This is a genomic window from Amycolatopsis taiwanensis DSM 45107 (genome assembly GCF_000519205.1).
In the GTDB taxonomy this organism is placed as follows: Bacteria; Actinomycetota; Actinomycetes; order Mycobacteriales; family Pseudonocardiaceae; genus Amycolatopsis_E; species Amycolatopsis_E taiwanensis.
Genome location: NZ_JAFB01000004.1, coordinates 396403 through 418423 on the forward strand (window position 1 = coordinate 396403; position 22021 = coordinate 418423).

At 69.1% G+C, this 22021-nt stretch carries 25 protein-coding genes; 12 read left to right on the plus strand and 13 right to left on the minus strand.

Annotated elements, in window-relative coordinates:
* Positions 1-84 precede the first annotated feature (84 nt).
* Together cutA and nicT are read right to left on the minus strand one after the other, a co-directional pair.
* Entirely contained in the window at positions 85-405 is a 321-nt protein-coding gene (gene cutA, locus A3CU_RS0104460) for a divalent-cation tolerance protein CutA (RefSeq protein WP_027941252.1), read from the minus strand.
* Positions 406-414: 9 nt separating this feature from the next.
* Positions 415-1449 (minus strand): Nickel transporter NicT, encoded by a 1035-nt coding sequence (gene nicT / locus A3CU_RS0104465; RefSeq protein WP_027941253.1) that lies wholly within the window; start codon positions 1447-1449, stop codon positions 415-417.
* 93 nt (positions 1450-1542) lie between these two features.
* Between nicT and A3CU_RS0104470 the strand changes: the two genes are divergently transcribed.
* Both A3CU_RS0104470 and A3CU_RS43425 read left to right on the plus strand, forming a co-directional pair.
* Positions 1543-1824, plus strand: a complete 282-nt coding sequence (locus A3CU_RS0104470) for a metal-sensitive transcriptional regulator (protein ID WP_027941254.1) — start codon at positions 1543-1545, stop codon at positions 1822-1824.
* Between the two features lie 61 nt (positions 1825-1885).
* Positions 1886-2614, plus strand: coding sequence for a helix-turn-helix transcriptional regulator (locus A3CU_RS43425; RefSeq protein ID WP_211246336.1), 729 nt, complete (start codon positions 1886-1888; stop codon positions 2612-2614).
* Positions 2615-2722: 108 nt separating this feature from the next.
* Here the strand turns inward: A3CU_RS43425 and A3CU_RS0104480 are convergent, their stop codons facing one another.
* Complete coding sequence (locus A3CU_RS0104480) at positions 2723-2944, minus strand: DUF2188 domain-containing protein (RefSeq protein WP_027941255.1); 222 nt, start codon at positions 2942-2944, stop codon at positions 2723-2725.
* Between the two features lie 100 nt (positions 2945-3044).
* On the opposite strand from A3CU_RS0104480, the gene A3CU_RS0104485 reads away from it, so the two are divergent.
* From A3CU_RS0104485 to A3CU_RS0104495, 3 genes are all read left to right on the plus strand, one after another.
* A complete protein-coding gene (locus tag A3CU_RS0104485; protein WP_027941256.1) occupies positions 3045-3416 on the plus strand; it encodes a helix-turn-helix domain-containing protein in 372 nt (123 codons plus the stop codon).
* A gap of 1 nt (position 3417) precedes the next feature.
* Positions 3418-4008: an ImmA/IrrE family metallo-endopeptidase gene (locus A3CU_RS0104490; protein WP_027941257.1), complete on the plus strand. Its 591-nt coding sequence runs from the start codon at positions 3418-3420 to the stop codon at positions 4006-4008.
* Positions 4009-4110: 102 nt separating this feature from the next.
* Complete coding sequence (locus A3CU_RS0104495; RefSeq protein ID WP_027941258.1) at positions 4111-4581, plus strand: P-loop nucleotide/nucleoside kinase family protein; 471 nt, start codon at positions 4111-4113, stop codon at positions 4579-4581.
* Between the two features lie 17 nt (positions 4582-4598).
* Here A3CU_RS0104495 and A3CU_RS0104500 read toward each other — a convergent pair whose 3' ends face one another.
* Complete coding sequence (locus tag A3CU_RS0104500) at positions 4599-4997, minus strand: VOC family protein (protein WP_027941259.1); 399 nt, start codon at positions 4995-4997, stop codon at positions 4599-4601.
* Positions 4998-5045: 48 nt separating this feature from the next.
* Between A3CU_RS0104500 and A3CU_RS43430 the strand changes: the two genes are divergently transcribed.
* Together A3CU_RS43430 and A3CU_RS0104515 are read left to right on the plus strand one after the other, a co-directional pair.
* Positions 5046-5330 carry an ArsR/SmtB family transcription factor gene (locus A3CU_RS43430; protein WP_052371436.1) on the plus strand — a complete coding sequence of 95 codons (285 nt, stop codon included), beginning with the start codon at positions 5046-5048 and terminating at the stop codon, positions 5328-5330.
* A 391-nt stretch (positions 5331-5721) separates the two neighbouring features.
* Positions 5722-6096 (plus strand): hypothetical protein, encoded by a 375-nt coding sequence (locus A3CU_RS0104515; RefSeq protein ID WP_156960222.1) that lies wholly within the window; start codon positions 5722-5724, stop codon positions 6094-6096.
* 110 nt (positions 6097-6206) lie between these two features.
* Here A3CU_RS0104515 and A3CU_RS0104520 read toward each other — a convergent pair whose 3' ends face one another.
* The 3 genes from A3CU_RS0104520 to A3CU_RS0104530 all read right to left on the minus strand — a co-directional run bounded on the left by A3CU_RS0104520 (position 6207) and on the right by A3CU_RS0104530 (position 9214).
* Positions 6207-6575, minus strand: a complete 369-nt coding sequence (locus tag A3CU_RS0104520) for a DUF6907 domain-containing protein (RefSeq protein ID WP_156960223.1) — start codon at positions 6573-6575, stop codon at positions 6207-6209.
* 864 nt (positions 6576-7439) lie between these two features.
* A complete protein-coding gene (locus A3CU_RS0104525; protein ID WP_245616873.1) occupies positions 7440-8354 on the minus strand; it encodes an SAM-dependent methyltransferase in 915 nt (304 codons plus the stop codon).
* A gap of 56 nt (positions 8355-8410) precedes the next feature.
* Positions 8411-9214 (minus strand): AraC family transcriptional regulator, encoded by an 804-nt coding sequence (locus tag A3CU_RS0104530; protein WP_027941263.1) that lies wholly within the window; start codon positions 9212-9214, stop codon positions 8411-8413.
* A gap of 89 nt (positions 9215-9303) precedes the next feature.
* Between A3CU_RS0104530 and A3CU_RS0104535 the strand changes: the two genes are divergently transcribed.
* Together A3CU_RS0104535 and A3CU_RS43435 are read left to right on the plus strand one after the other, a co-directional pair.
* Positions 9304-10071, plus strand: coding sequence for a sulfite exporter TauE/SafE family protein (locus tag A3CU_RS0104535; RefSeq protein WP_027941264.1), 768 nt, complete (start codon positions 9304-9306; stop codon positions 10069-10071).
* A 226-nt stretch (positions 10072-10297) separates the two neighbouring features.
* On the plus strand, positions 10298-10606 hold the full coding sequence (locus A3CU_RS43435) for a hypothetical protein (protein WP_211246337.1): 309 nt from the start codon (positions 10298-10300) through the stop codon (positions 10604-10606).
* Here the strand turns inward: A3CU_RS43435 and A3CU_RS55075 are convergent.
* The 3 genes from A3CU_RS55075 to A3CU_RS0104555 all read right to left on the minus strand — a co-directional run bounded on the left by A3CU_RS55075 (position 10603) and on the right by A3CU_RS0104555 (position 15828).
* Complete coding sequence (locus A3CU_RS55075; RefSeq protein WP_052371439.1) at positions 10603-14820, minus strand: cation-translocating P-type ATPase; 4218 nt, start codon at positions 14818-14820, stop codon at positions 10603-10605. The genes A3CU_RS43435 and A3CU_RS55075 overlap by 4 nt on opposite strands.
* Positions 14817-15167, minus strand: coding sequence for a hypothetical protein (locus A3CU_RS54305; protein WP_052371440.1), 351 nt, complete (start codon positions 15165-15167; stop codon positions 14817-14819). The genes A3CU_RS55075 and A3CU_RS54305 overlap by 4 nt, the downstream gene beginning before the upstream one ends.
* A 190-nt stretch (positions 15168-15357) precedes the next feature.
* A complete protein-coding gene (locus A3CU_RS0104555; protein ID WP_027941265.1) occupies positions 15358-15828 on the minus strand; it encodes a MarR family winged helix-turn-helix transcriptional regulator in 471 nt (156 codons plus the stop codon).
* 62 nt (positions 15829-15890) lie between these two features.
* Between A3CU_RS0104555 and A3CU_RS0104560 the strand changes: the two genes are divergently transcribed.
* The gene (locus A3CU_RS0104560) at positions 15891-16301 is read left to right on the plus strand and encodes a cupin domain-containing protein (protein WP_027941266.1); all 411 of its coding nucleotides are present in this window, start codon (positions 15891-15893) and stop codon (positions 16299-16301) included.
* Positions 16302-16562: 261 nt separating this feature from the next.
* Here A3CU_RS0104560 and A3CU_RS0104565 read toward each other — a convergent pair whose 3' ends face one another.
* Together A3CU_RS0104565 and A3CU_RS0104570 are read right to left on the minus strand one after the other, a co-directional pair.
* On the minus strand, positions 16563-17246 hold the full coding sequence (locus tag A3CU_RS0104565) for a DUF4097 family beta strand repeat-containing protein (RefSeq protein ID WP_043840589.1): 684 nt from the start codon (positions 17244-17246) through the stop codon (positions 16563-16565).
* The gene (locus A3CU_RS0104570) at positions 17246-17869 is read right to left on the minus strand and encodes a TetR/AcrR family transcriptional regulator (RefSeq protein WP_027941268.1); all 624 of its coding nucleotides are present in this window, start codon (positions 17867-17869) and stop codon (positions 17246-17248) included. Before A3CU_RS0104570 ends, A3CU_RS0104565 begins: the two co-directional genes overlap by 1 nt.
* 61 nt (positions 17870-17930) lie before the next feature.
* On the opposite strand from A3CU_RS0104570, the gene A3CU_RS0104575 reads away from it, so the two are divergent.
* Positions 17931-19259, plus strand: coding sequence for an MFS transporter (locus A3CU_RS0104575; protein ID WP_027941269.1), 1329 nt, complete (start codon positions 17931-17933; stop codon positions 19257-19259).
* Positions 19252-20502 carry an ATP-grasp domain-containing protein gene (locus A3CU_RS0104580; RefSeq protein ID WP_027941270.1) on the plus strand — a complete coding sequence of 417 codons (1251 nt, stop codon included), beginning with the start codon at positions 19252-19254 and terminating at the stop codon, positions 20500-20502. Before A3CU_RS0104575 ends, A3CU_RS0104580 begins: the two co-directional genes overlap by 8 nt.
* Positions 20503-20608: 106 nt before the next feature.
* Here A3CU_RS0104580 and A3CU_RS0104585 read toward each other — a convergent pair whose 3' ends face one another.
* Positions 20609-21955, minus strand: a complete 1347-nt coding sequence (locus A3CU_RS0104585) for an MFS transporter (RefSeq protein WP_027941271.1) — start codon at positions 21953-21955, stop codon at positions 20609-20611.
* Between the last annotated feature and the right edge of the window lie 66 nt (positions 21956-22021).

Sequence of the window (22021 nt, forward strand, 5' to 3'; positions counted from 1 at the left end):
GTCACCCGCCCGTTAAACGCCGCACAGCACGCCGAGATCGCGACGGATGACACCGCCAAGTCGTCGACGGGCGAACGCGCAGGGTTATCCCCTGGTTTCGGAAACCAGCCAGGCCAGGTAATCCTCGCTGCCGCCCTCGATCGGCGTCGCGATGATCTCCGGAACGTCATAGGAATGGTTCGCCTTGAGCAACTCGACCAGTGGCGCGAGGCGATCCGCGGCCGTCTTGAGTTCCACGCGCCACTCGGTGTCGGTCCGCACCTGACCCTCCCATCGGTACACACTGGTGATCGGGCCGACGATCTGCGCGCAGGCGGCGAGCTTTGCGTCGACCGCCCCCGCCGCCAGGTCCCGCGCGGCATCCTCACTGTCCGTAGTGGACGAAACGATCACGTAACTGGACACCGGTCGATTCTACGAGCCCGGGGACGGCAGGTACTTCTCCTCGATCCGGCCGAACCGCCACGTCAGCAGCGCGACCGCCCAGGTGACCACGAACAGGCCGACGAGCACGAAGCCCACGTGGTTGAGATCGAGATTCCCGATCGCGGCGAGCGGTCCGGACGAGATGTGCAGCTTCTGCACGAGGACGGAGATCAGCTCGATGACCCCGATCAACAGCGCGACCGCGACGGAAAGCGTGGTGACCGTGAGGTTGTAGAAGATCTTGCGCACCGGCCGGGCGGACGCCCAGCCGTAGGCGAAGTTCATGAAGCAGCCGTCGGCGGCGTCGAACAGCGTCATCCCGGCCGCGAACAACACCGGCAGCACCAGGATCGCGTACCAGGGCAGGGCGGACGCGGCCGCGCCACCGGCGAGCACGAGCAGGCCGATCTCGGTGGCGGTGTCGAAGCCGAGCCCGAACAGCACGCCCACCGGGTAGATGTGCCAAGGCTTCCGGACGGCGCCGGCGGCGCGGCGGAGGATCCGGTTGAGGAAGCCGCGGTTGTTCAGCTGTGCTTCGAGTTCGGCCTCGTCGAACCGGCCGGTGCGCATGCCGCGGAAGACCTTGATGATCCCGGTCAGCACCACCAGGTTGATCAGCCCGATCAGGCAGAGGAACGCCCCGGAGACCAGAGTGCCGATCAGGCCGGTCGCCTGGTGCAGGCCGGACGAGTCGTCCTCGAGTTGCCCGGCCACCGCACGGACACCGAGCGAGAGCAGCAGGCACAGGACGAACACGACCGTCGAATGCCCCAGAGAGAACCAGAAGCCCACGGAGAGTGGCCGCTTGCCCTCGGCGATCAGCTTGCGGGTCGTGTTGTCGATGGCGGTGATGTGGTCGGCGTCGAACGCGTGCCGCATGCCCAGGGTGAACGCCGTGACACCCAACCCGATCTGTGAGGCAACGAACATGGTCAACACGCCCCAGCCGACCAGGTTGAGAAGGCCGATGAAGGCGGCCATCCAAGCCATGGTCAGCCAGTCCCGCCTGGCGAGCGCGCGCATATCTGACAGCATAATCAGATGAACAGGTTTTAGACAGACGGATACAGGCACCGGGTATGCTGGGCGCAACCGAGTACGAAGGCGGGCAGTGAAATGGCGAGCTACAGCGCGGAAAAGGACGCCTACCTCAAGCGCCTGCGCCGGGTCGAGGGGCAGATTCGCGGCCTGCAGCGGATGATCGAGGAAGACAAGTACTGCATCGACATCCTGACCCAGGTCTCCGCGGCCACCAAGGCACTCCAGGCCTTCTCGCTCGAACTGCTCGACGAGCACCTGGCGGGCTGCGTCGTCGATGCCGCGCGGGCCGGCGGCAAGGAGGCCGAGGTGAAGGTGCGTGAAGCCTCCAACGCGATCGCCCGTCTCGTGAAGTCGTAGTCCGTCTTTGCCGGCGCGCCACCAGATCGGAGACCCGCTCGACGCGGCGACGCTCACGCGCGTGCTGAACCTGGTCGAAGACTGCGGGCGCGCGCCCGACCTCGCGGCGTTCCGCGAAACCACCGTGGAGTCGCTCGGCCGGCATTTCGGTTACCGCCACACGACGTTCTTCGTCGGCCGCACGATCGGCGACCTGTTCGCCGACCAGGAACCGGTGGCCGGCGGCCTGCCGAAGCACGTCCTGCGCGCCTACGTCGAGCGGGCCCGCCCATCGGACCCGTTCGCCCAGTACGCCGCCCGGCAGCACTACCGCCGGGACCGCGTGGTCACCCTCGATCGCCTCGACCCGGACGGGCTTCCCGGTGGCCGGCAGTACCTCGAGTCATTTCTGTTCCGCAGCGGGATTCACGCCAAGCTGGTGGCTTTCCTGCGCGCAGGGCCGCTGTCCGGGGGCATCGGCCTGCTGTCGCGGGAGTCGGGCGCATTCGGACCACGGGATCTCGCGATCGCACAAGTGTTGAGCAGGCAACTGGAGAACCTGCTTCGACTGAACGCGCAGCACGCTCCGGCCCCGCGGCTGCACTCACGCCTGTCCCCGCGACAGGCGGAAGTCGCCGATCTGGTGGCACAGGGACTGACGAACCGCGAAATCGCGCGAAGGCTGTTCGTGGGCGTCGATACGGTCAAGAAACACGTGACCAAGGTGCTGGCGGAGACCGGATGCGCGAACCGAACGCGGCTCGCGCTCGAGTGGCAGCGGGAACGCTCCGACGAGCGCCGGGCCGGATAGCGGGATCTCCCGGCAGTCGAACTCGGGGCAGGGCCGACCCAACCGAAATTGTCGGACCCCACCCCTAAGCTCGAACTCATGTTCGACAAAATGATCAGGACCCTGCCCTCAGTCCGGACGTGGCAACGGGTCATTGCCGTACAGGCGCCGGCTCTCCAGCGAGCCGTCTCTCCGGCGGATCTTCAGCACGCTGGGCCGGTCCATTCTGGCCAGTCGTGCGCCGGCCGCCACCGCGTCCCGCTTGCGTTCGTGGTGCGCGACCACCTTGTCCCCGGCCAGCACGTCCCAGCTGCCCAGAACCGGGGAGACCCAGTAAACCTTGCGCGCCATACGAAAACCCCTCCCTTACCGACTGTTGCAGTAGAGCAACATATTGTAATGATGGTACATCCCTGTGGCGATGTCGTCACGCCTCGGCGAGGGTGAAGGGATGACTGGACGGTTGGACGCAGGCAAGCTCTATGCGGCGCTGGATGCGGAACGGGAGGCGAACGGGCTGTCATGGCGACAGCTCGCGGCCGAGTCGGGGGTGAGCACGTCGCTGGTGAGCCGGATGGGCAACGGCCACCGGCCGGATCTCGACGGTTTCATCGCACTGGTGCAGTGGCTGGGCATGCCGGCCGAGACCTTCATGATCTGGCCCGAGGAGAAGCGACCGAAGCGGCGCAAGCTTTCGCTGGAGGCCCAGATAGCGCCGTTGTTGCGGGCTCAGGACGAACTCGCCGAGGACGACCGGCAGCACCTCATCGACATGGTCAACATGACCATCCGTCACTTCAGAGCCAAGAAGAAGGGACGTTGAGATGGCCCTGCGGCGTGGCTTCAGGAAGGAAGCGCGCGAGATCACCCTCGAAGTGCGCGAAGAACTCGGCATCGGCGTGTTCGCGGCGCTGGATCCGTATGCGCTCGCCGAACTCTATGGCATCGAGGTCATGGACCTCTCCCACCCGTGCCTGCCCCCGGAATCCGTGCGGTACTTCACCGAAAAACGGCCGCACGTCTTTTCCGGCGCACTCGTGCCGTTGCAGCCCAGCGGCGCCTTCATCATCGAAAACCACGTCCATCACCCGCGGCGGCGCCGGGCCACCGTCGCACACGAAATGGCGCACGTGCTCCTGGAGCACCCGTTCAGCTTCACGCTCACCGACGACACCGGATGCCGCGCGGCCGTCGCCGAAATCGAGGAGGAAGCCACGGAACTGTCCGGAGAATTGTTGATTCCCACCGGTGCCGCCCGGACAGCCGCGCTGAAGGGCTGGTCCGACCAGTTGGTGGCGAGTTACTTCCGGGTCAGCGTGCCGATGGCCCGCTGGCGGATGAACAAGACGGGCGCGCGGAAAATAGCGGCGCGCAGTTGGCACCGGCAGGCACAAGAACATGCCGCGTCGGCCTGACTGAGCGGCTGTGAACCGGGCTGCGACTCTTTCTTGCAAACAGCCGGCCCGGTGCCCAGACCCGGGCGGCCCGGTCAGCGTGCCGACCGTAGCGTCCACGGTGTGGCGACCCTCTTCCTCACCCGCGGGCTGCAGGGCTCGGGCAAGACCACCCTGGCCAAGCGCCTGGAACGCGAACGCTCAGCGCTGCGGTTGACCGCGGACGAGTGGCTGCACGAGTTGCATCCCGGGCTGTCCGGGGACGCACTGGATGCCCTGCGCGGCCCGGTGGAGCGGGTCCAGTGGACCACCGCCCTGCGCGTGCTGTTGTTGGGCTGCAACGTCGTGCTGGACTGGGGACTGTGGTCCCGGCCGGAGCGCGATCATTACCGCACCCAGGCGCGCGCCATGAGCGCGAGCGTGGTGTTGTGCGTGCTGGACCCGCCGATCGAGGAGCTGTGGCAGCGCCTGTCGCGCCGCAACCACGCAGCGCAGCCGGGCACGTTTGAGATCACGCGGGCCGCGCTGGAACGTGCGTCGCGGCTGTTCCAGCGGCCCGAACCCGACGAGTTGGCCCTGTTCGATCCCCTGTAGCGAGCTGTTGTTTATGGCTAGCGGCGGATGAGTCCCTGTTCCTCACCGGTCGAGCTGCCGGCTTGTCGCAGGCTGATCTGATTGCCGTCGGGATCAGTAAAAATGGCGAAGACACCGCCGGGCTGCTGCTCGGGCGGGCCGAGGAAGCACACACCGCGAGCGCGCATCGCTTCGTAGTCGGCCTGCAGGTCCGCACAGTCGATGACCAGACCACGCAGGGAGCCGGGTGGCATCGAGTCGAACCAGGTCACCAGGGTCAGCGAGGCTTCACCGTCGGCTGGGCCGACCTGGATCCAGTGCAGTTCGTCGCCGAAGCGGGATTCGGTGATGAGCTTGAAGCCGACCTGCTCGGTATAGAACGTCTTGGCGGCCTCCTGGTCGGAGACTGGCACGGAGACGACGGTGATGCGCTGCACGGGTGTCCTCCCTCGTTTCGGGTTTCGGCGAAAACCTGACATAGGGTTGTGGCTCGCCCTACCGCGTCTCATGACGTCTTCCGTGCCGTCGCCGACCCGACACGACGCGGCATCATCGACCTGCTCGCGGAAAGCCCCCGAACGGCAGGCGAGCTGGCCGCATCCTTCAACAGCTGCCAATCCACGGTGTCGGAGCACTTGCGGATCCTTCGCGAGGCACGCCTGGTCAGCTACACCGAAGACCGCGGCCGGCGCACCTACCGGCTCACCCCCGCCCCGCTCCGGCAACTCGCAACCTGGTCGCAACGCTGGGGAAAGGACTCACAACCCTAGCCCGGAACCGTGGCGAGGTGCAGTGTCTGCGACCTACTGATCGAGAGTCGCGTCCAGGCGCGCCACCGCTCCCGCCATCGCCACTGTCACCAGGGGTCACTCGCCGCTGCCCTTCGGCGGAGCAGAGCCCTGGCGGGCAATGCGATCGCGGACGATGTCGAGGGTGGTCACGGCCTGCTCCCTGACGGCCGGATCGTTTTCGGTCTCGCTCACATACGTCAGCAGGGGCACGAGTTGAGATGGTCTCGCTCACATACGTCAGCAGGGGCACGAGTTGAGACCAGTTCAGGATGGACGCGGCGAGCGGGGCGGTCCGCCGGACCACCGGCTCGGGGTCGTGAAGCGCCCAACGCAGTAAGTCGTACGAAATACTGTCGAACCCCCTTCCCGCGTGGCTGATGCCCAGCCGGCGCAGAGCACGCATGAGAGCCATGTCGTCGCGTATGTTCGCCGTCATCTGCGACAGGGAGTGGTCGGAGTGAAGGGGAAGTTCGCCGCGCAGCCACTCAGCGAACGACTCGGCCTGATCTCCCTAGACCGCGAGATAGTCGACCTGGAAACGCTGATCTTCAATCCAGCGGACCACCACCATTTCGACATCTTCGGTGTCCTCGGGGCTGTCGACGTCGACAAGTCCGAGAATCCACGCCAGTTCCTCGATGGGCCCCTCGGGCTGATTCACATCTACCGATGTCCAGCCGTTCTCCGCGGCGACGGCCTGGATTTCCTCAGGCCCCAACGGTTTGCGAGGAATGAGTTGTGCTGAGGGGCGTCATATCGGGCAGGCTACGAGCCCCACACTCACACCGTCGCGCCCACCTGCCGAGCACTTGGACAGCCAGTTGATCGGGCGCTACCCGTGGGCGGGCGTGCTTTTCACTCGGCCCGAGTGAGGGCAATCGCCTCGGTGAGGGCCTTGCCGAGTTGTTCGGCTTCGGTCAACGTGAGGACGAATCGGCTTCGATGGTGGACCTCCGCGACCCGTATCCGAGGCTCGATCTCGCGGTAACCCTGATCGAGCCGAACGTCGAGCAGGCATGATTCGTACCGCACCTGATCGTCCACAATGCCAAGGTCGACCGCAGCCGGCTCCATTGTGGACAGCTGGATCTGCTTGCCCCAACCGCTGCGATGCCTTCGGTCGACGATGAGGTCGCTGTCCTCATGGACTCCGTCGCACCAGGATGGACAGGGCGCATGCAGCCAGTATGGAGACGCCAGAACTTCGCCGGATGTATCGGACATGGTGACCGTGCCTTTCACTGTCGTGAGGATGTATGCGGGAGTCGCCGCGCTCACGCGCCCATGCCCGGACCGCACTCTCGACGGCACAGCCGGTAGATCAGATGTTCGATATATTACCAGTCCGGTCGGCCGCGCGCAACCGATGCGCCGGGCGCGGCCAGGGGTTCAGCGAAGGGGACGAGGACTTCGCACGAACCGGGAACTCGGGGGCCTGAACCGAGAACTCGGGTTCCTGAACCGGGGACTCAGGGGCCTGAGCCGGGAATTCAGGTGCCTGAACCGCGGACTCGGGGGCCTGAGCCGGGAATTCAGGTGCCTGAACCGAGAACTCGGGGGCCTGAGCCGGGAATTCAGGTGCCTGAGCCGAGAACTCGGGGGCCTGAGCCCGGAACTCGGGGGCCTGAACCGAGAACTCGGGCGCCGGAACCGGGGACACGCCGGAAGATGGGCCGAGCTCGAAGTAAAGAAGCGCAGAAGCGGAAAGTGCCCATAAACTTTTCTCCGCTTCTGCGCTGTCCGCACCAGGTGGAGCAGACAGAAGAAGACCATAGAGAACCGCGTACCTCCGCGTTTCCGGCGGACGCACCCGGCAGCGGCCCACCGCGCGGCAAGCGACACCTGTCCAGTGCAGCGCTGGAACGATGCCAGGTGTACCAGGTGCACTGGTCGTGGTCATCGGGCTCGCATCAGTGACCCGTGCATGCCAAATTTCGACAGTAAGGGGTCACTTATCAAGGTTTGGCCTTGACCGGCAGAAGGCCTCGTGGATGGGGTAGGGCACGCCGATCGTCGACGATCTCCTGGGGTGGGGGCGTATCCATCCGGTTGGCCGTGATGGGAGCGAGTCCAGCCGGCGGCCGTGGATTACGCCGTGGTGGCCGGTTTCCGTGCCATGCCGGTCAAAAACCGTGACCGGGACGGTTCGAGATCGCCGCCGAAGCCGGCGACGGATTCCAGGTCCAGCCCGCTCGGCACCCACTCCGATGTCCACACCAACCCTGGCTCCACGAGCGGCCAGCCACCGAAGAACGCCTCGATCTGCTTCCGGGTGCGCGTGAAGGCCCTCGTCGTGGTCTTGCCGTCGTAGTCGTCGGCGACGTTCTTGAGCGCGGCCCGCTGCTGCTCGCCCATGCTGTCGAAGGTGCCGTGCGACAGCGCGACGCAGGAGCCGGGCGCGAGTTGCCCGCGATAGCCGGCCAAGGCCTCATCCAGCGTCCCGTGCGGGCCTTCGTCCGGAACGAAGTGCAGCACCGCCATCATCAGCAGGGCAACCGGCCGGCCCGGGTCGATGCACCCGGAGTCGACCACCGCCGCCCACACCCGCTCGGCGTCGAGCAGGTCTCCGTTGATCGCGATGTGCCGGTCGAGCCGGCCGGACTTCTCCAGCAGCAGGTGGGAATGCGCGACCGACACCGGGTCGCTGTCGATGTAGGCGACCCGGCACTCGCCGGGCGCCAGCCGTTCGGCGACCTGGTGGACGTTGCCCTGCGTGGGGATGCCGGACCCGATGTCGACGAACTGGCGAATGCCCTGCTGGACACAGTATTCGACCATCCGCGCCAGGCACTGGCGGTTCTGCAGGGCCAGCCACGGGAGGTCCGGGTAGCGGGCGATCTGCTCCCGGGCGAACTCCCGGTCGACCGCCCAGTTCGCCGAGCCACCGAGGTAGTAGTCGTAGACCCGGCCGACGTGGGGCCGGCCCATCGATTCCTGCAGAAGTCGCTGCGACGTCTCCGAATCCAGCGTCACGATCGGGCCGCCGGTGTCCATCGTCGACATCCTGTGCCTCCCTCGGGTCTGACGGGCGGTTTTGATCAGCGCAACATCTACCAGATTCACGCGCCATCGTGGGGGCGGATTCGTGCAATCGCGGCTCCCCGGTCCCGGAAGGCGCTGGGTGGGGTGCCGAGAAGTTGTTTGAACATCGTGGTGAACGCGCCCGGGTTCGCGTAGCCGAGGTCGGCGGCGATCTCGGCGACGGGGCGGCCGGCGGCGAGCTTCGGCAGGGCGTGCAGGACGCAGGCTCGACGTCGCCAGATCGCGATGCCGGTCCCCGTTTCGGCCGCGAACCGGCGGTGCAGCGTGCGAACGCTGACGTGCAGACTGGCGGCCCACGCGTCGAGTGGAACGTCTATCCGAGGTTGGGTGAGGAAGTTCCGGCACAGCGCCCGCAACCGGGTGTCCGTGGGTAACGGAAGTTCGAGCGGGAGGGGCACACAGCGGCGGATCTCTTGCAAGACAAGGGAAAGCAGGGTGCTGTCGCGACCGTGCGGTGCGTAATTCGGCTCGATGTCGACGGCGGCACAGACCAGCTCGCGCAGCAATGGCGAGACCTCGACGACCCGGCAACGGTGCGGAAACCAGGGCACGGCAAGGGGTTCGACGTAGAGACTGCGGGTACTGACGCCGTCCATGAGGACGGTGTGCTCGATTCCGGGCGGGATCAGCACCGCGCGATGCGGGGGAACCGTCCAGGTGCCGTCCGCGGTCTCGACCCTCATCGACCCGGTGACGCCGTAGAGGAACTGGGCGCGGCGGTGTCGGTGGGCCGGCAGGAGCCTGCCCGGCGGGTAGGTGGTGCCGATCGCCACGACATCTCGGTCGAGACCGTCGACTTCGTCGATGTGGATGTCGTGCACGCTCACGAGGCTAGTTGTGTCCGAAACTCGACAGAAGACGTCCTGTCGTCGAATGCCCGCCACGGGCCTGCGGCCTACGGTCGAGACACGTGCTGAGCAGTTCGGTCATCCTCGTCGCGTTCGGTTGCCTCAGTGGTGTCACCACGGTGCTCTTCGGGTTCGGGGGCGGCTTCGTCACCGTGCCGGTGGTGTACGCCGTCACCGCGTCCGGGCCGGCGGCGATGCACGTCGCCGTGGGCACCTCGGTGGCAGTCATGGTCGTGAACGCCGCCGGTGGCACCCTCGCGCAGTACCGGTCGGGCCGGTTGCGCCGTGACTACCTCTGGCCGCTGGCCGGCTACGTCGCGATCGGGGCAGCGCTCGGGGCGGCCGCCGCGACCGCCGCCCCCGACGGGCTGCTGCACCTGCTGTTCGCCGTCTACCTGGGAATCACCATCATCGACAGCGTGGTGCGGCGGGGGTTCCTGCATGGTGGGTCTCCGCGCCCGCTGGGTTCCCTGACCGCGTCGCTGGGCGGTGTCGCGATCGGTGCCATGGCGAGTTTCCTCGGCGTGGGCGGCAGCGTGATGACGGTGCCGCTGCTGCGCAGGCGCGGCCTGCCGATGGCGCACGCCGTGGCGATGGCGAACCCGTTGAGCCTGCCGGTCGCCCTGGTGGCGACGACCGTGTACCTGAGCATCCCGGCCACGGACGGGTCGGCAGGAGTCGATCTCCTCGCGGGCGCGCTGCTCCTCGCCGGGTCACTGCCGACGATCGCGGTGGCCAGGCGGCTGCTGCCCCGCGTGCCTGACCGTCTCCACGCGCTGGCCTACGTCGGGCTGCTGCTGGCCGCCCTCATCGCTGTGCTGATCCAGTAGGCGGTCGCCCTGGCCACTCGCCAAGAGTGCATGCCGAACGTTTCGGGTATCCGGTCAACCGTTCGTCATCAACGAGGAAGAGCGTGTGATGTCAGGACAGCACAGGCAACAGGAGACAGTACAACCGGCGCTACCCCGTAACCTCGCGGCCAGAAGCATCGGCGCGTTACTTTCCGTTGCGATATCGGTGATTCACGTGATCGACCAAGGCGGCTTTCCGGGGTCTATGACACCGCCTTACGTCGGTATCCTCTTCTACGTTCTGGAGGCCGCCGGAATCGTGACGGCGATTTTGTTGCTCGCCGGCTTCGTCGGGCTCGGCTGGTTCCTGGCACTGGGTATCTCGGCGGGTCCGCTGGTGTGTTACCTGTTCTCCCGCGGAACCGGCCTGCCCGGCTACGGCGACGACATCGGGAACTGGCTGGAACCGTTGGGCATCCTCAGCTTGGTTGTCGAAGCCGGGCTCTTCGTGCTGGCGGCCGCGATGTTGAAAAGCCTCGTCCGGCCGGGCAAGGTACGGACGGCCGGCGGCTAACCCGCAACTTCGCGTGACGGTCGTAGCGCTGCCTGGATCCGGGGTGCCAGGTCGGTGACCAGTCGCTCGACGGGCGGGACCAGCCGCGGTCCGGCCGCGGCGACGGCGACCGCGGCGCCGACGCCCGCGCAGGCCACCGGGCCGAGCGGAGTGCAGCCGAAGAAGTGGCTGACCACCGGGGTTTGGATGATCCCGGCGAGGGCGGCGGCCGAGCCGAGGGTGGTGGCCAGGACCAGCGGGCTGTGCCGGCGGCCGGTGAGGGTCTGGACGAGCTGGGCACCGACGACTCCGCAGAGCGCCATGGTACTGGTGCGGCGAAAGGTGCCGGGCGTGAGCGTGCCGATGGCCCAGGCGGTGGTGGCGGCGAGCCCGGTGACGATGCCGCGCTGACGGATCTGGTCGTTGAGTGGGGTGCCGAGCTGGGCGGTCCCCACGGGGGCGGTCTCCGCCGTCCCGGCGGGGGTGCCGGTGTCGCTGGGGGTGACCGCCACCGCCATGGCGGGGAACATGTCGGTGAGCAGGTTGACCAGCAGAAGTTGGCGGGTGGAGAGCGGGGACCTGCCCGAGGCCAGGGTGCCGAGCACGGTGAAGCCCACCTCGCCGGCGTTGCCGCCGACGAGGATGCTGATCGCGTCGGCGACGCTGTGCCACAGGGCGCGCCCCTCGGTCACCGCGTCCACCAGCTCGGTCACCTCGCCGGTGGTGAGCACGAGGTCGGCGGCGTTGCGGGCGGCGGCCGAACCTCGGGCGGCGAGGCCGATGCCGACGTCGGCGGCCCGGATCGCCGCGGCGTCGTTGGCCCCGTCGCCGACCATGGCCACCACGCGTCCCGCCGTGGCGAGCGCCTGGATCACCTGCAGTTTTTGTTCGGGTGCCACGCGGGCGATGATGTCGGCGCCGGAGAGCAGCCGGGCGCGACCGTTCCGGTCCGTCGCGGCGAGTTCGCCGCCGGTGACGACCCTGGCCTCGCTGGGCCACCCGAGTTCGGTGGCGATGGCGTGCGCGGTTCGAGGGTGGTCGCCGGTGAGCATGACCGGCCGGGTCCCGGCCGCGCGCAGACCCGCGATCAACCGCGACGAACCAGCACGAGCGGTGTCGGCGAGGGCGATAAAACCCAGGAACTCCAGGTCTTTCGGGGGCTGGTCGGCGACCTCCCCCGCTTCCTGGCCGGCCACGCGGCGCTGCGCGATGGCCAGGACCCGCAGTCCCTCTGCGGCGAGCTGATCGGCGATTCGGGCGGAGTCCGAGCCGGTGTCGCGACAGCAGGGCAGGACGACTTCGGGCGCGCCCTTGACGACGAAGAGGATCTCCTCATCAGCGAAGCCGACAGCGGCGGCGTAGCCGCGACTGGCCTCGAACGGACGTCCGTCGAGCTGGGTCCAGTCCGGGTCGGGCGGCCCGGCCGCGAGCACACCCTCGTCGGTGGCGTGGGCGTGGTCGGCCTCGCCGTTGTGGTCCTTGGGGCAGGCGCGGGCCGCGGCACGCAGCACCGGGTCCGCGCCGGGTTCGGTCACGCCGAGCGGGGCGCCGTCTCCTCCGGTCACCCGGACGACCCGGAGGCGGTTTTCGGTGAGTGTGCCGGTCTTGTCGAAGCACACCGTGTCCACCCGGCCGAGCATCTCCAGCGCACGCGGGTTGCGCACCAGCACGCCGTGCCTGCTCAGGCGGCGGGCGGCGGCCAGTTGCGCGACGGTGGCCACCAGCGGCAGGCCCTCCGGCACGGCGGCCACCGCGACCGCCACTCCACCGCTGACGGCCTCCTGCGCCGGGCGGCCGCGCAGCAGTGACAGCGCGGTGACCGCGACGCCGCCGACCACGGTGAACGGCACCGCCGTGCGGGTGAGCTCCCGCAGGCGCGCCTGGACGCCCTGAGCCGGCGGGGTGCGCGAGGCCAGCGCGACCGCCCGGCCCGCCTCGGTCTGCTCCCCGGTCCCGACCACCACCGCGGTGCCGTGCCCGGCCACCACGGTGGTGCCCTCGAACACCAGGCAGTGACGCTCGCCGACGGGCGCACCGGGGGTGGCCTCGGCCTGCTTGATGACCGGCAGCGACTCGCCGGTCAGTGCGGACTCGTCGATTTCGAGGCCGCTCACCTCGATCAGGCGGGCATCGGCGGGCACCACGTCCCCGGCCTCCACCGCGATCACATCGCCGACCCGGAGCGCGGTGGCATCGATGGTCGTGCACGCGGCCGTATCCGGGTCGGTCACCCGCCGTGCTCGCTGTCGCTGGCCTGCCGCCAGCCCGGCCAGCGCGAACTCGGCCCGCAGCCGCTGCACGCTGCCGACGGCGGCGTTGATCCCCATCGCCGCGGTCACCAACGCGGCGTCCACAGTGGACCCGACGATGGCGGAGGCGCCGGCACCCACCGCGAGCACCGGTGTGAGTGGGTCGCTCAGCTCGGCCCGCACGACACCCGCCGCCCGGAGCGACCACCGCGCCGGAGCCGTCAGCCGATGGACAATTGCCCGGGACAGCGCGGTGTTCGCCCGCTTCGGGTGCCCGGCCAACCGCGACACCGCCTCGGCGCCACTCAGCTCGTGCCAAGGCACCCGTGGGGCGATCGCGGATGGCGCGAGGGTGGCGACCCGGAGCGCGCCGCCCCAGCCCACCAGCAACGCGCCCGCGACCGCGGTGTTGACCGGGCTGAGCCGCAACTCCCGTGGCAACGGCAGCCCGGGCCGGGCGCGGCCGTCGGTGACCAACAGCAGTCCGGAGAACACGGCACCGGCCCTGGCCAGGGCCCTTGACTGGCGGCCGACCGCACGCGCCACGGGGATCGCGGCGAGCACCCGCCACACCCCGGGCAACCCGGATGCCAGCAGGTCCGCGCTCCACGCCACGGCACCGCCCTCGTCCACGACGGCGACGGCGACGTCGCTGCCCAACAGCGCGGCCAGGGCCTCGGGGTCGGCCTCCGCGGGGTGGCCGTCATCGTTGCGGGCCGGCACCCGGGCCACGGTGAGCACCACGTGACCGTCGGCCCGCGCTCGGCGCATCACCTCGTCCAGTGGCTCCGCCGCGGGGACGACCTCGTCGGCCAGATTCGCGAACTCCCCCAGCGCCGGGTCCTCGATCGTGATCACGTGCAGGTCGGCGCGCCGGGCCGCGTCGAGCAGCGCCTCGGCCAACGGGTCTGGTTCCCCCGCGCAGGCCAGCGCGCTCGGATGCAGCACCAGCGTGTCGACCGTCTCCAGGAGCCGGAGCCGTTCCACGTCGCGCACCAGCACACCGCTGCGGGCCAGCACGGTGCCCAGCCCGGCGGCGAAGCCGGCCTCGCCGTAGCGAACGGCTCTCGGCGAGCCGGCCAGGATCACCTCGGCCGGCGCGGTGGCAGCACGGGTGACCACGGCGGTCGCCCCCGCGGCGAGCGCGCTGGCGGACACCGCCGTCGTGGCGTAGCGCTGCGCCGGTGTTTCCCGTACCGGCCGGGCGACCGAGCCACCCACGGTCAGCCGGTTCGGCGTGCAAAGCCGGTCGTGGGCGGCCTCGAACGCCGCCACGCGTGTCACGGCCTCCACCAGCTGGCTCGCCCGCAACCCGGCGTCGAGCGCGAGCGTGATCGGAGACTGGCCGGCCCCATACGCCGCGGCCGTTGCCGTGGCCAGCGCCAGCTCGGCACCGGTGCGACCCAACCGCGCGCCCAGCAACCGGTTGATGCGCGGGTCCTCCCGCACCACCGTGACCGCCGCCGGGATCCACTGGGGCGTGCGGGGAAAGCGTGCCGCCCGGGTCAGGACCGCGGTGACGATGCCCACCGCGTCCAGCACGAGCCCGGCGGCCGCGGTCCGCGCCGAGCTGACCTCACCGGGGTGCGGCACCTCGCCGGCCGTGTCGCCATCGAGGACAAGCCCGTGGTCGGCCGCCACCACGGCCACCTCGTCCACCACCGCGCCGGTCCTGGCGCCCTCGGCCAGCCGCACGACCAACCGCGTCAGCCCGCAATCCCAATGAGCGGCAACAACATCGGGGCGCTGCGCCACGGCCCGGGCAACCAGCGCGCCCGCCTTGTCCAGGCTCGCCCGGTCACGGCCCGACACGTCGGGATCGACGCCGACCCGCACGTGCAGCCGGGTACCCGCCCGCCACCATTCGGCACAGCCGGTGACCACGTCGCGGGCCACCCGACCCACCCGCGCCGCGGCACCGGCCACCGCCGCGGTCCCCACGGCGACCCGCCCACCCACGCCGGTCACCACCTCGACGACCTTCACCGGCCGGAACTCGGCTCCGCGGCGGCCCGCCCGCTCGACGCCCGCACCCGGTCGCCGGTGGCCTGCCCGTTCCGCGGGTCGCCGGGCCGCGACGACTTCGGTCTCGGCTGGGTCAGCCAGACCACCCCGGCCACCGCGGCGGCGGCCGGCCAGCTGACCACACCGAGAACGCCCAGCACACCCACGCCCGCATACACCGCCGTGCGCCGCGAGCCGGGCGAGATCCGGCCGAGTGCGCTCAACACCTCGTCGGCCGCCTTCCGGACCGTGTCGGCACCGGGCACCGTGCCCAGCGCCCCGGACACCGCGGCGATCATCCCGGACGGTTCGTGTGCTTGCCGATTCATCACGCCTCCGCTGGCCATGGGCGCCGTGACCGTGGCACCCGCGATGTTGCGCGTTCCCGGACGCGCATTCGACCTGTATCGCACGGTGTGGCAATTCCGCGCCATCACCCGCCGGGCCCTGGGAACACGAAGCGCCCGATGAGGTGTGCCCCGCACGTGCGCGTCACCACCGTTACCGGCCAAGCCGTGGTCAGGAGGTGGTGATCCAGCCGGGCATGTCCAGCCGTGCCGCGTCGGGTGGGGTTACCTTGCGCAGGTCGTCTTCCAGGGCGCGAAGGCGCTCGGCCCCCAGGGTTTTCGCCCACTGCGCGCGCAGTTGGTCGAAGATCCGCACCGACTTGACCAGGGAGTCGACACCGCGGTCGGTCAGCCGCACCGTCATCCGGCGGCCGTCCTGGGGATCACGCTCGCGGTAGACATAGCCCAGTCGTTCCAGCGTATCGATGGTCTTGCCGGCGGCCTGTTTGGAGATGCCGAGCGCGCGACCCAACTCGACCGCGGTGGTGCCATCGTGGCCGATGGCCTGGAAGACGAACCCGTGCATCGGGCGTGCGTCGGGGTGCCCTTGGCGCGCCAGCTCGGCGTGCAGATCGTCGATCAGGCTGCGAAACCCGAACAACAGGAGCAGCGGCAGTTCGTAGCCGGGCGGGTCACTTGACATGGTAGACAACCTGGTTGACTATATGGACAACTTCGTTGTCTACCTTACTGGGAGCTGAGGTCATGCCAGTCATTCTCAACGCCGACAGCCGTCGAACAGAAACCCCCAACGCCGTGATGACCACGCTGGCATCACCGACCCAGGGTGGCAGCCGGCAATCGGTGTGGCGGGTGGACATGACACCTGGAGCCGCCGGACCACTGCACGCCTTCGATACCGACCAGGTGTGGACCGTGCTCGACGGCGGCGCGCGGATCAACCTCGCCGACGAGACGGTCACCGTCACCTCCGGTGACACCGTGATCATGCCCGCGGACGCGCAACGTCAGGTCTTCGCCGACGACACCCATGGCATGACGGCCATCGTGTGCGCACCGGCGAGCACCAGGGTCTACAAGAGCGCCCCGGAGGCCGGCGTGCCGGCATGCGCAACCCTCGACGGTGGCAAGATCCTCCCGAACTGGATCGCGTGATCCAGCAGTTGTCCCGGAACTCGCCGGTCTGAACCCGGAACTCGCTGACCTGAACCGGGGACACGCCGGTCTGAACCCGGGACACGCCGGCCTCAACCGGGAACTCGCCAGCCTGAACCCGGAACTCGCTGGCCTCAACCGGGAACTCGCCAGCCTGAACCCGGGACACGCTGACCTGAACCCGGAACTCGCTGACCTGGAGCGGGGACACGCCGGTGTGGAGCGGGGACACGGTGTGGAGCGGGGCCGACATCTGGCGTGTCATGACTGTGCCGCGGTGCGCAGCGTGACGGCGCCGTTGTCGGTCCGGACCGAGATCACGTGGGCGCTGTTCGGATCGTTCGGGATGCCGTTGCGGACCTCGCCGTTGTCGGTGTCGGTCGTGACCCGGTAGTCGGCGGGTGGGGTCGTCACCGTCACGGCGCCGTTCTGCGTGGTGACGGTGACGTCGTCGGGCACGCCGGCGAAGGACAGCTCGACCTGGCCGCTCTCGGCGCTGGCCCGGACGCGTGCGGCGGTGATGCCGGTGGCGCGCAGGTCTCCGCTGGTACTGGTCAGGTCGAGGTCGGCGGTGATGTTCTCGACGGTGATCGGGCCGTTGTCGCCCGTGATGGTCAGGGCGGTGTCGTGGGGGACGAGCACCTCGTAGCGGACCTCGCACGGGTTGGCCAAGCCACAGTCGGTGGCCAGCGTGAGCTGGTTGTCCCGGCGTTCCCAGGTCACGTTGGCGGGGTCGCCGGCCAGCCATCGGGTGACCGTGATCTCGGTGACGTCGCCGGTGCGGACGTCGAGGCGGCCGGTGTCCTTGGTGATGGTCAGCCGGGTATCGACCGGACCGAAGGTTCGGGTCTCGGGCGCCGCGTCGTCGACCGACCCGGCGCACGCGGCGAGAACGGGGCCGAGCACGACGACGGCCGCGAGCAGGGCTCGAATCTTCGCGGGCATCAGTCCTGCTCCGGCGGGACGGTCAGGGCGGCGATGGTGGTGGCGATGGCCGACTCGACGGCCTCGGCGTCGACCTGTTCCGGGTCGGCGAGGTGTTCCATCGACAGGCCGTTGGTGAGGCAGTGCAGGATCAGCGCCGCTACTTCCGGGGCGACGGTCAGGCGCAGACCGCTGTGGGCAGTGACCTCGGCGATCGAGGTGGCGGCCGCGTCGCGTTGGGTGCGTCGCAGCTGAGTGAGGACATCCCGAACCTGCTCGTCGCGGGCCGCGCGGGCGGCGAACTCGAGACCGAGCTGGCCCCGTTCGGGGTCGTCGACCACCCGCCGGGTGATGACCCTGGCGGCCTGGCCGGGCACCGAGGCGGGATCGTCGCGCAGCTCCTTGAGGAGGGTGACGCGTTCCTCTTCGGCGCGTTCGCCGAGGACCGCCCCGAAGAGCCCCTGTTTGCTGCCGAAGTTCGAGTAGATCGCGCCCTTGGTGAACCCGGCGGTGTGTGCGATGTCGTCGAGCCGGCTGTCGACGTACCCGCGTTCGGCGAACACCTCGGTCGCGGCGGCCAGTAGCCGGCGCCGAACCTCTGCCCTGGGTGTGCGGGGGGTGGGCCCCTCCTGTTCCGCTTTCATGATCTTGAGGTTAGCATACTTTCGGTATTCAATACTCAAAGTATCGAACTCGGGGGCTGATGTGACTGCTACTGACGATGAGGGGCGGCGTGGTGGCCGGGTGGGCTGGTACGCCTACGACTGGGCGAACTCCGTCTTCACCACGACCGTGACCTCGATCTTCTTCGGCCCATTCATCACCGAGGTCGGCGAGCGCGCCGCTGACGGCGACGGGTACCTGCACCCGTTGGGGATCCCGGTGCTGGCCAGTTCGTTCTACCCGTACCTGGTCGCGTTGTCGGTGTTCCTGCAGGTCCTGGTGTTGCCCTCGGCCGCCGTGCTGACCAGGCGGCACGACAAGGGGCTGCTCCTCGGCACGCTGTCCACCTGCGGGGCCGGTGCCACGATCGGCATGTACTGGATCGGTGACACCGACTACGGGCTCGGCGGCTCACTGTACGTAGTGGCGACGATGGCGTTGGGTGGCTCGATCACGGTCGCCAACACCTACCTGCCGGTCCTCGCGCCCCCGGAACACCGGGACCGGACCTCCGCCTACGCGTCAGCGGCGGGGTTCCTCAGCGGCGCCGCGGTGTTGACGGTCGCTCTGGTCGTGTACGCCAACCACGCCGACTGGGGACTCACCGAGCCGCACGCGGTGCGGATCATCATGCTCGCCGCCGGCCTGTGGTGGCTGGTGTTCGGGACCGTCTCGGTGTGGCTGCTCCGCGGCTACGGCACCCCGCCTCCGGTCGTGTCGGCCGAAGAGAGCAGGGCTTATCGGGCGCTGTTCGCGGCCGTCCGGCAGCTGCGGAACCACCCTGCCGCCGCCTGGTTCCTGGTGGCGTTCCTGCTCTACAACAACGGACTGCAGAGCGTGACCTCACTCGTGGGGACCTACGCGGCGATCGAGCTCGAACTCGCCGAAGACAACGTGGTCACCGCCGTGCTGCTGGTCCAGTTCGTGGCCTTCGCCGGCGCGATCGCCGCGGGCCGGTTGGCCGAGCGCTACGGCGGCCGCCGCATCCTGCTGGGCATCGTGGCCGTCTGGGTCGCCGTGATCGTGGCCGGCGCGCTGATCCCGGACCGGTCGTTCTCCGCGTTCATGACGCTGTGCGTCACCGCCGGCTTCGTGGTCGGCGGCACCTACGCACTGTCCCGCTCGATCTTCATCCAGCTGGTGCCGGCCGATCGTGTGCCCGAGTACATCGGCATCTTCGAGACGGTCAACCGGTGCCTTGGTTTCATCGGCCCCGCCGCCTTCGGCCTCGTCCTGCAGTGGACCGGGAACTACCGCTCGGCGTGGACGTCGATCCTGGCGTTCTGGCTGGCCGGCGGCTTGGCGCTGGTGCTCGGCGCCCTGGCCCGGCGTCAACCGAAACAACGACAGAAAGCAGTGACACATGGTTGACCTCCCGCGCTACCGCATCCTCCTCACCGAGGCGTCCAGCAACTCCGCCCGGGAAGTACTCACCGTCCTCGGCTGGCACGGGCACGAGGTGGATGTCATGGACAGCGGCGGCTTCTCCCTCACCGCGCTGTCCCGATGGGTGCGACGCCGCCACCCCAGCCCGCGGTTCGCGGCCGACCCGCTGCGCTACCTCGACTCCCTGCGCGACGTGCTGACCAAGGGCGCCTACGACGTCCTGCTGCCCACCCACGAACAACTCGTCGCGCTGGCCCGCTACCGCGACGAGTTCACCGAACTGACCAGGCTGGCGGTGCCGGACTTCGCCGCGGTCCGCACCGTGCAGGACAAGGCCGCGGCCAGCCGGCTCCTTGACGAACTCGGCCTGCCCCAACCGGACACCGCACTCGTGACCGACGAACGCGGACTGCTCGGCCAACGACTGCCCGCCTACGTCAAACTGCCCGTCGCCACCTCGAGCAGAGGCGTGTGGTTCGCCGAGACGGTCGACCAACTCGGCCGCATCGCCACCCTCCCCGCCATCAAGGACACCTTCAGCGCCGGCGGCACCGTCCTCGTGCAGCAACCCGTTTCTGGCCCGCTGCTGATGGTTCAGGCACTCTTCGACCACGGCGGGTTGGCCGGTATCCACACCTGCGTACGGAAACGGGAAGGCGTACAGGGCAGCGCATCGGCCAAGGAATCGCTCCTGCTCCCCGACGTCCACGAACACCTGGCGAAACTCGGCGCGACGCTGCACTGGCACGGCCCGCTGTCCGCCGATGCCATCCTCGACGAGGCCACCGGCCAGGCCCGCTACATCGACCTCAACCCACGCCTCGTCGAACCCGTGAACGCCGAACTCGCCGGCGCCGGCCTCGTCCACCGCTGGCTGGCCGTCTCCTGCGGTGAACCGACGGAACCACTGCCCTCACCACAACCCGGCATCCGAACACACACCCTGCTCACCGCGATCCTCCGCCACGCCGAGGTGGGCCGAGGCCGCGGCGCCATCCTGCGCGAACTACTCGACGCCACGACCCGCCGCGGCTGGTACTCGGGCAGCACGGAAGAACTACTCCCGATCCGCTCGGACCCGGCCACCGCCCTCCCCGTCGGTGCCATCACCGCCTGCCTGCTCGTCGCACCGCGACTGTGGCACCGCCTCGCCCCCACCGGCACACCCGCCCACGCCCTCACCCCCCAAGGCTGGCACCAGCTGACCGAAATCCCGGAGCCGAACTGACACAAGGGGAACAATGGCGTCGCTGGTGCGCGTTCCGGCGAAGCGGGTCGGTGTCCATACCGGACCGGCCGTCCGAGTTCCGGGTTCGAGCGTCCGAGTTCCGGGTTCAGGTCTCCGAGTTCCGGGTTCGAGCGTCCGAGTTCCGGGTTCGGGCGGGGGCCGTTTCGGGCAGGATGAACAGGCAGATCAGCGTGAGCAGGCAGGCCCCGGCGAGGTAGTAGCCGATGTTCAGCGCGTTGCCGGTGCTCGCCATGATCCGGTTGGCGATCATCGGCGAGATGCCGCCGCCGAGGACCGCGCCGGTGTGGAACGCGATGCCCATGCCGGTCTGCCGCTGCTCCGGCGGGAAGAGTTCGGTGAAGTAGGTGTACATCGGGCCGAACAGCAGGCCGGTCGTAAAGAAGCCGATCATGATCGCGATGTTCACCGACGTCACCGTGCCCTGCTGGGCGAGGTGGAAGATGCCGAGCGCGGATGCGATCGAGGCGAGCGCGCCGCCGATCATCACCGGGCGGCGGCCGATCCGGTCGGACAGGAGCGCGGCCAGGACGTTCGCGGCGCCGTGCAGCACCAGGCCGGCGATGCTGCCGTTCACAATGGACTGACGGGGCAGGCCGAGACCGGCGGGTGCGGGTGCGGTGGCATACGAGAGCATGAAGATGGACAGCGCGAAGGTGCTCGAGTTGAGCCCGATGTTGACGCCGGCCGCGAGCAGGACCCGGCGCCAGTTGGTCCGGAAGACCTGGACCACGGGCGCCTGCCGCCGGAGCTTCTCGCCCTCCCGGCGCTTCATCTCCTTAAACACCGGGCTTTCCGCCACGCCCTTGCGGATCCAGATGCCGATCACCAGTACGACCCCACCCACCAGGAAGGGCAGCCGCCAGCCCCAGCTCTGGACGCTCTGCGCGGGTGCCAACAGCACGAGGGCGAACGCGACGTTGGCCAGGATCGAGCCGACCGGAGAGCCGAGCGCGGTGAACACGCCATATCGCGCGCGCTTCTCCGGCGGAGCGTGCTCGATCGCCAACACCGCCGCTCCCCCGGTCTCACCGCCGCGGCAAAGTCCGTGTATGAGGCGGAGGAAGACGAGCATCAGCGGCGCCGCGACACCGATCTGGGCGTAGGTCGGCAGTAGCCCCATCAACAGCGTGGCCGCGCCCATTCCCACGAAACTGAACAGCAGCGCGCGGCGCCGGCCGTAGCGATCGCCGATCCACCCGAAAAGCACCGCACCGATCGGGGCCATCAGAAAGCCGATGCCGAAGGTGGCCAGTCCCATGAAGGTCCCGAACCAGGCATCGTTGGTGCGGAAGAAGGTGTCGGTGAACACCAGCGCCGTGGCCGTGCCGTAGATCGCGAAGTCGTAGAACTCGAGAGAGGTGCCGACGCCGCTGGCGAAGGCCAGGCGGCCCAAACTGGAACGGCGGGCGGGAGCGACGGTGCTCGCGGTCATTGCTGGATCCTTGTCGGGTTTCGGTCGGCGGGCGTAGAACCGGTCGGCCGGTGCGCTCCCAAGGAT

Bases quoted from the DNA above. Each gene is read 5' to 3' on its own strand.
- A3CU_RS0104580 (WP_027941270.1), top strand. From the start codon at position 19,252: ATGGTTGACCTCCCGCGCTACCGCATCCTCCTCACCGAGGCGTCCAGC.
- A3CU_RS0104490 (WP_027941257.1), top strand. From the start codon at position 3,418: ATGGCCCTGCGGCGTGGCTTCAGGAAGGAAGCGCGCGAGATCACCCTC.
- A3CU_RS0104485 (WP_027941256.1), top strand. From the start codon at position 3,045: ATGACTGGACGGTTGGACGCAGGCAAGCTCTATGCGGCGCTGGATGCG.
- A3CU_RS43435 (WP_211246337.1), top strand. From the start codon at position 10,298: ATGACACCGCCTTACGTCGGTATCCTCTTCTACGTTCTGGAGGCCGCC.
- A3CU_RS0104480 (WP_027941255.1), bottom strand. From the start codon at position 2,944: ATGGCGCGCAAGGTTTACTGGGTCTCCCCGGTTCTGGGCAGCTGGGAC.
- nicT (WP_027941253.1), bottom strand. From the start codon at position 1,449: ATGCGCGCGCTCGCCAGGCGGGACTGGCTGACCATGGCTTGGATGGCC.
- A3CU_RS0104520 (WP_156960223.1), bottom strand. From the start codon at position 6,575: ATGTCCGATACATCCGGCGAAGTTCTGGCGTCTCCATACTGGCTGCAT.
- A3CU_RS0104570 (WP_027941268.1), bottom strand. From the start codon at position 17,869: ATGAAAGCGGAACAGGAGGGGCCCACCCCCCGCACACCCAGGGCAGAG.
- A3CU_RS0104585 (WP_027941271.1), bottom strand. From the start codon at position 21,955: ATGACCGCGAGCACCGTCGCTCCCGCCCGCCGTTCCAGTTTGGGCCGC.
- A3CU_RS0104560 (WP_027941266.1), top strand. From the start codon at position 15,891: ATGCCAGTCATTCTCAACGCCGACAGCCGTCGAACAGAAACCCCCAAC.
- A3CU_RS54305 (WP_052371440.1), bottom strand. From the start codon at position 15,167: ATGAATCGGCAAGCACACGAACCGTCCGGGATGATCGCCGCGGTGTCC.
- A3CU_RS0104565 (WP_043840589.1), bottom strand. From the start codon at position 17,246: ATGCCCGCGAAGATTCGAGCCCTGCTCGCGGCCGTCGTCGTGCTCGGC.
- A3CU_RS0104470 (WP_027941254.1), top strand. From the start codon at position 1,543: ATGGCGAGCTACAGCGCGGAAAAGGACGCCTACCTCAAGCGCCTGCGC.
- A3CU_RS0104525 (WP_245616873.1), bottom strand. From the start codon at position 8,354: ATGTCGACGATGGACACCGGCGGCCCGATCGTGACGCTGGATTCGGAG.
- A3CU_RS0104555 (WP_027941265.1), bottom strand. From the start codon at position 15,828: ATGTCAAGTGACCCGCCCGGCTACGAACTGCCGCTGCTCCTGTTGTTC.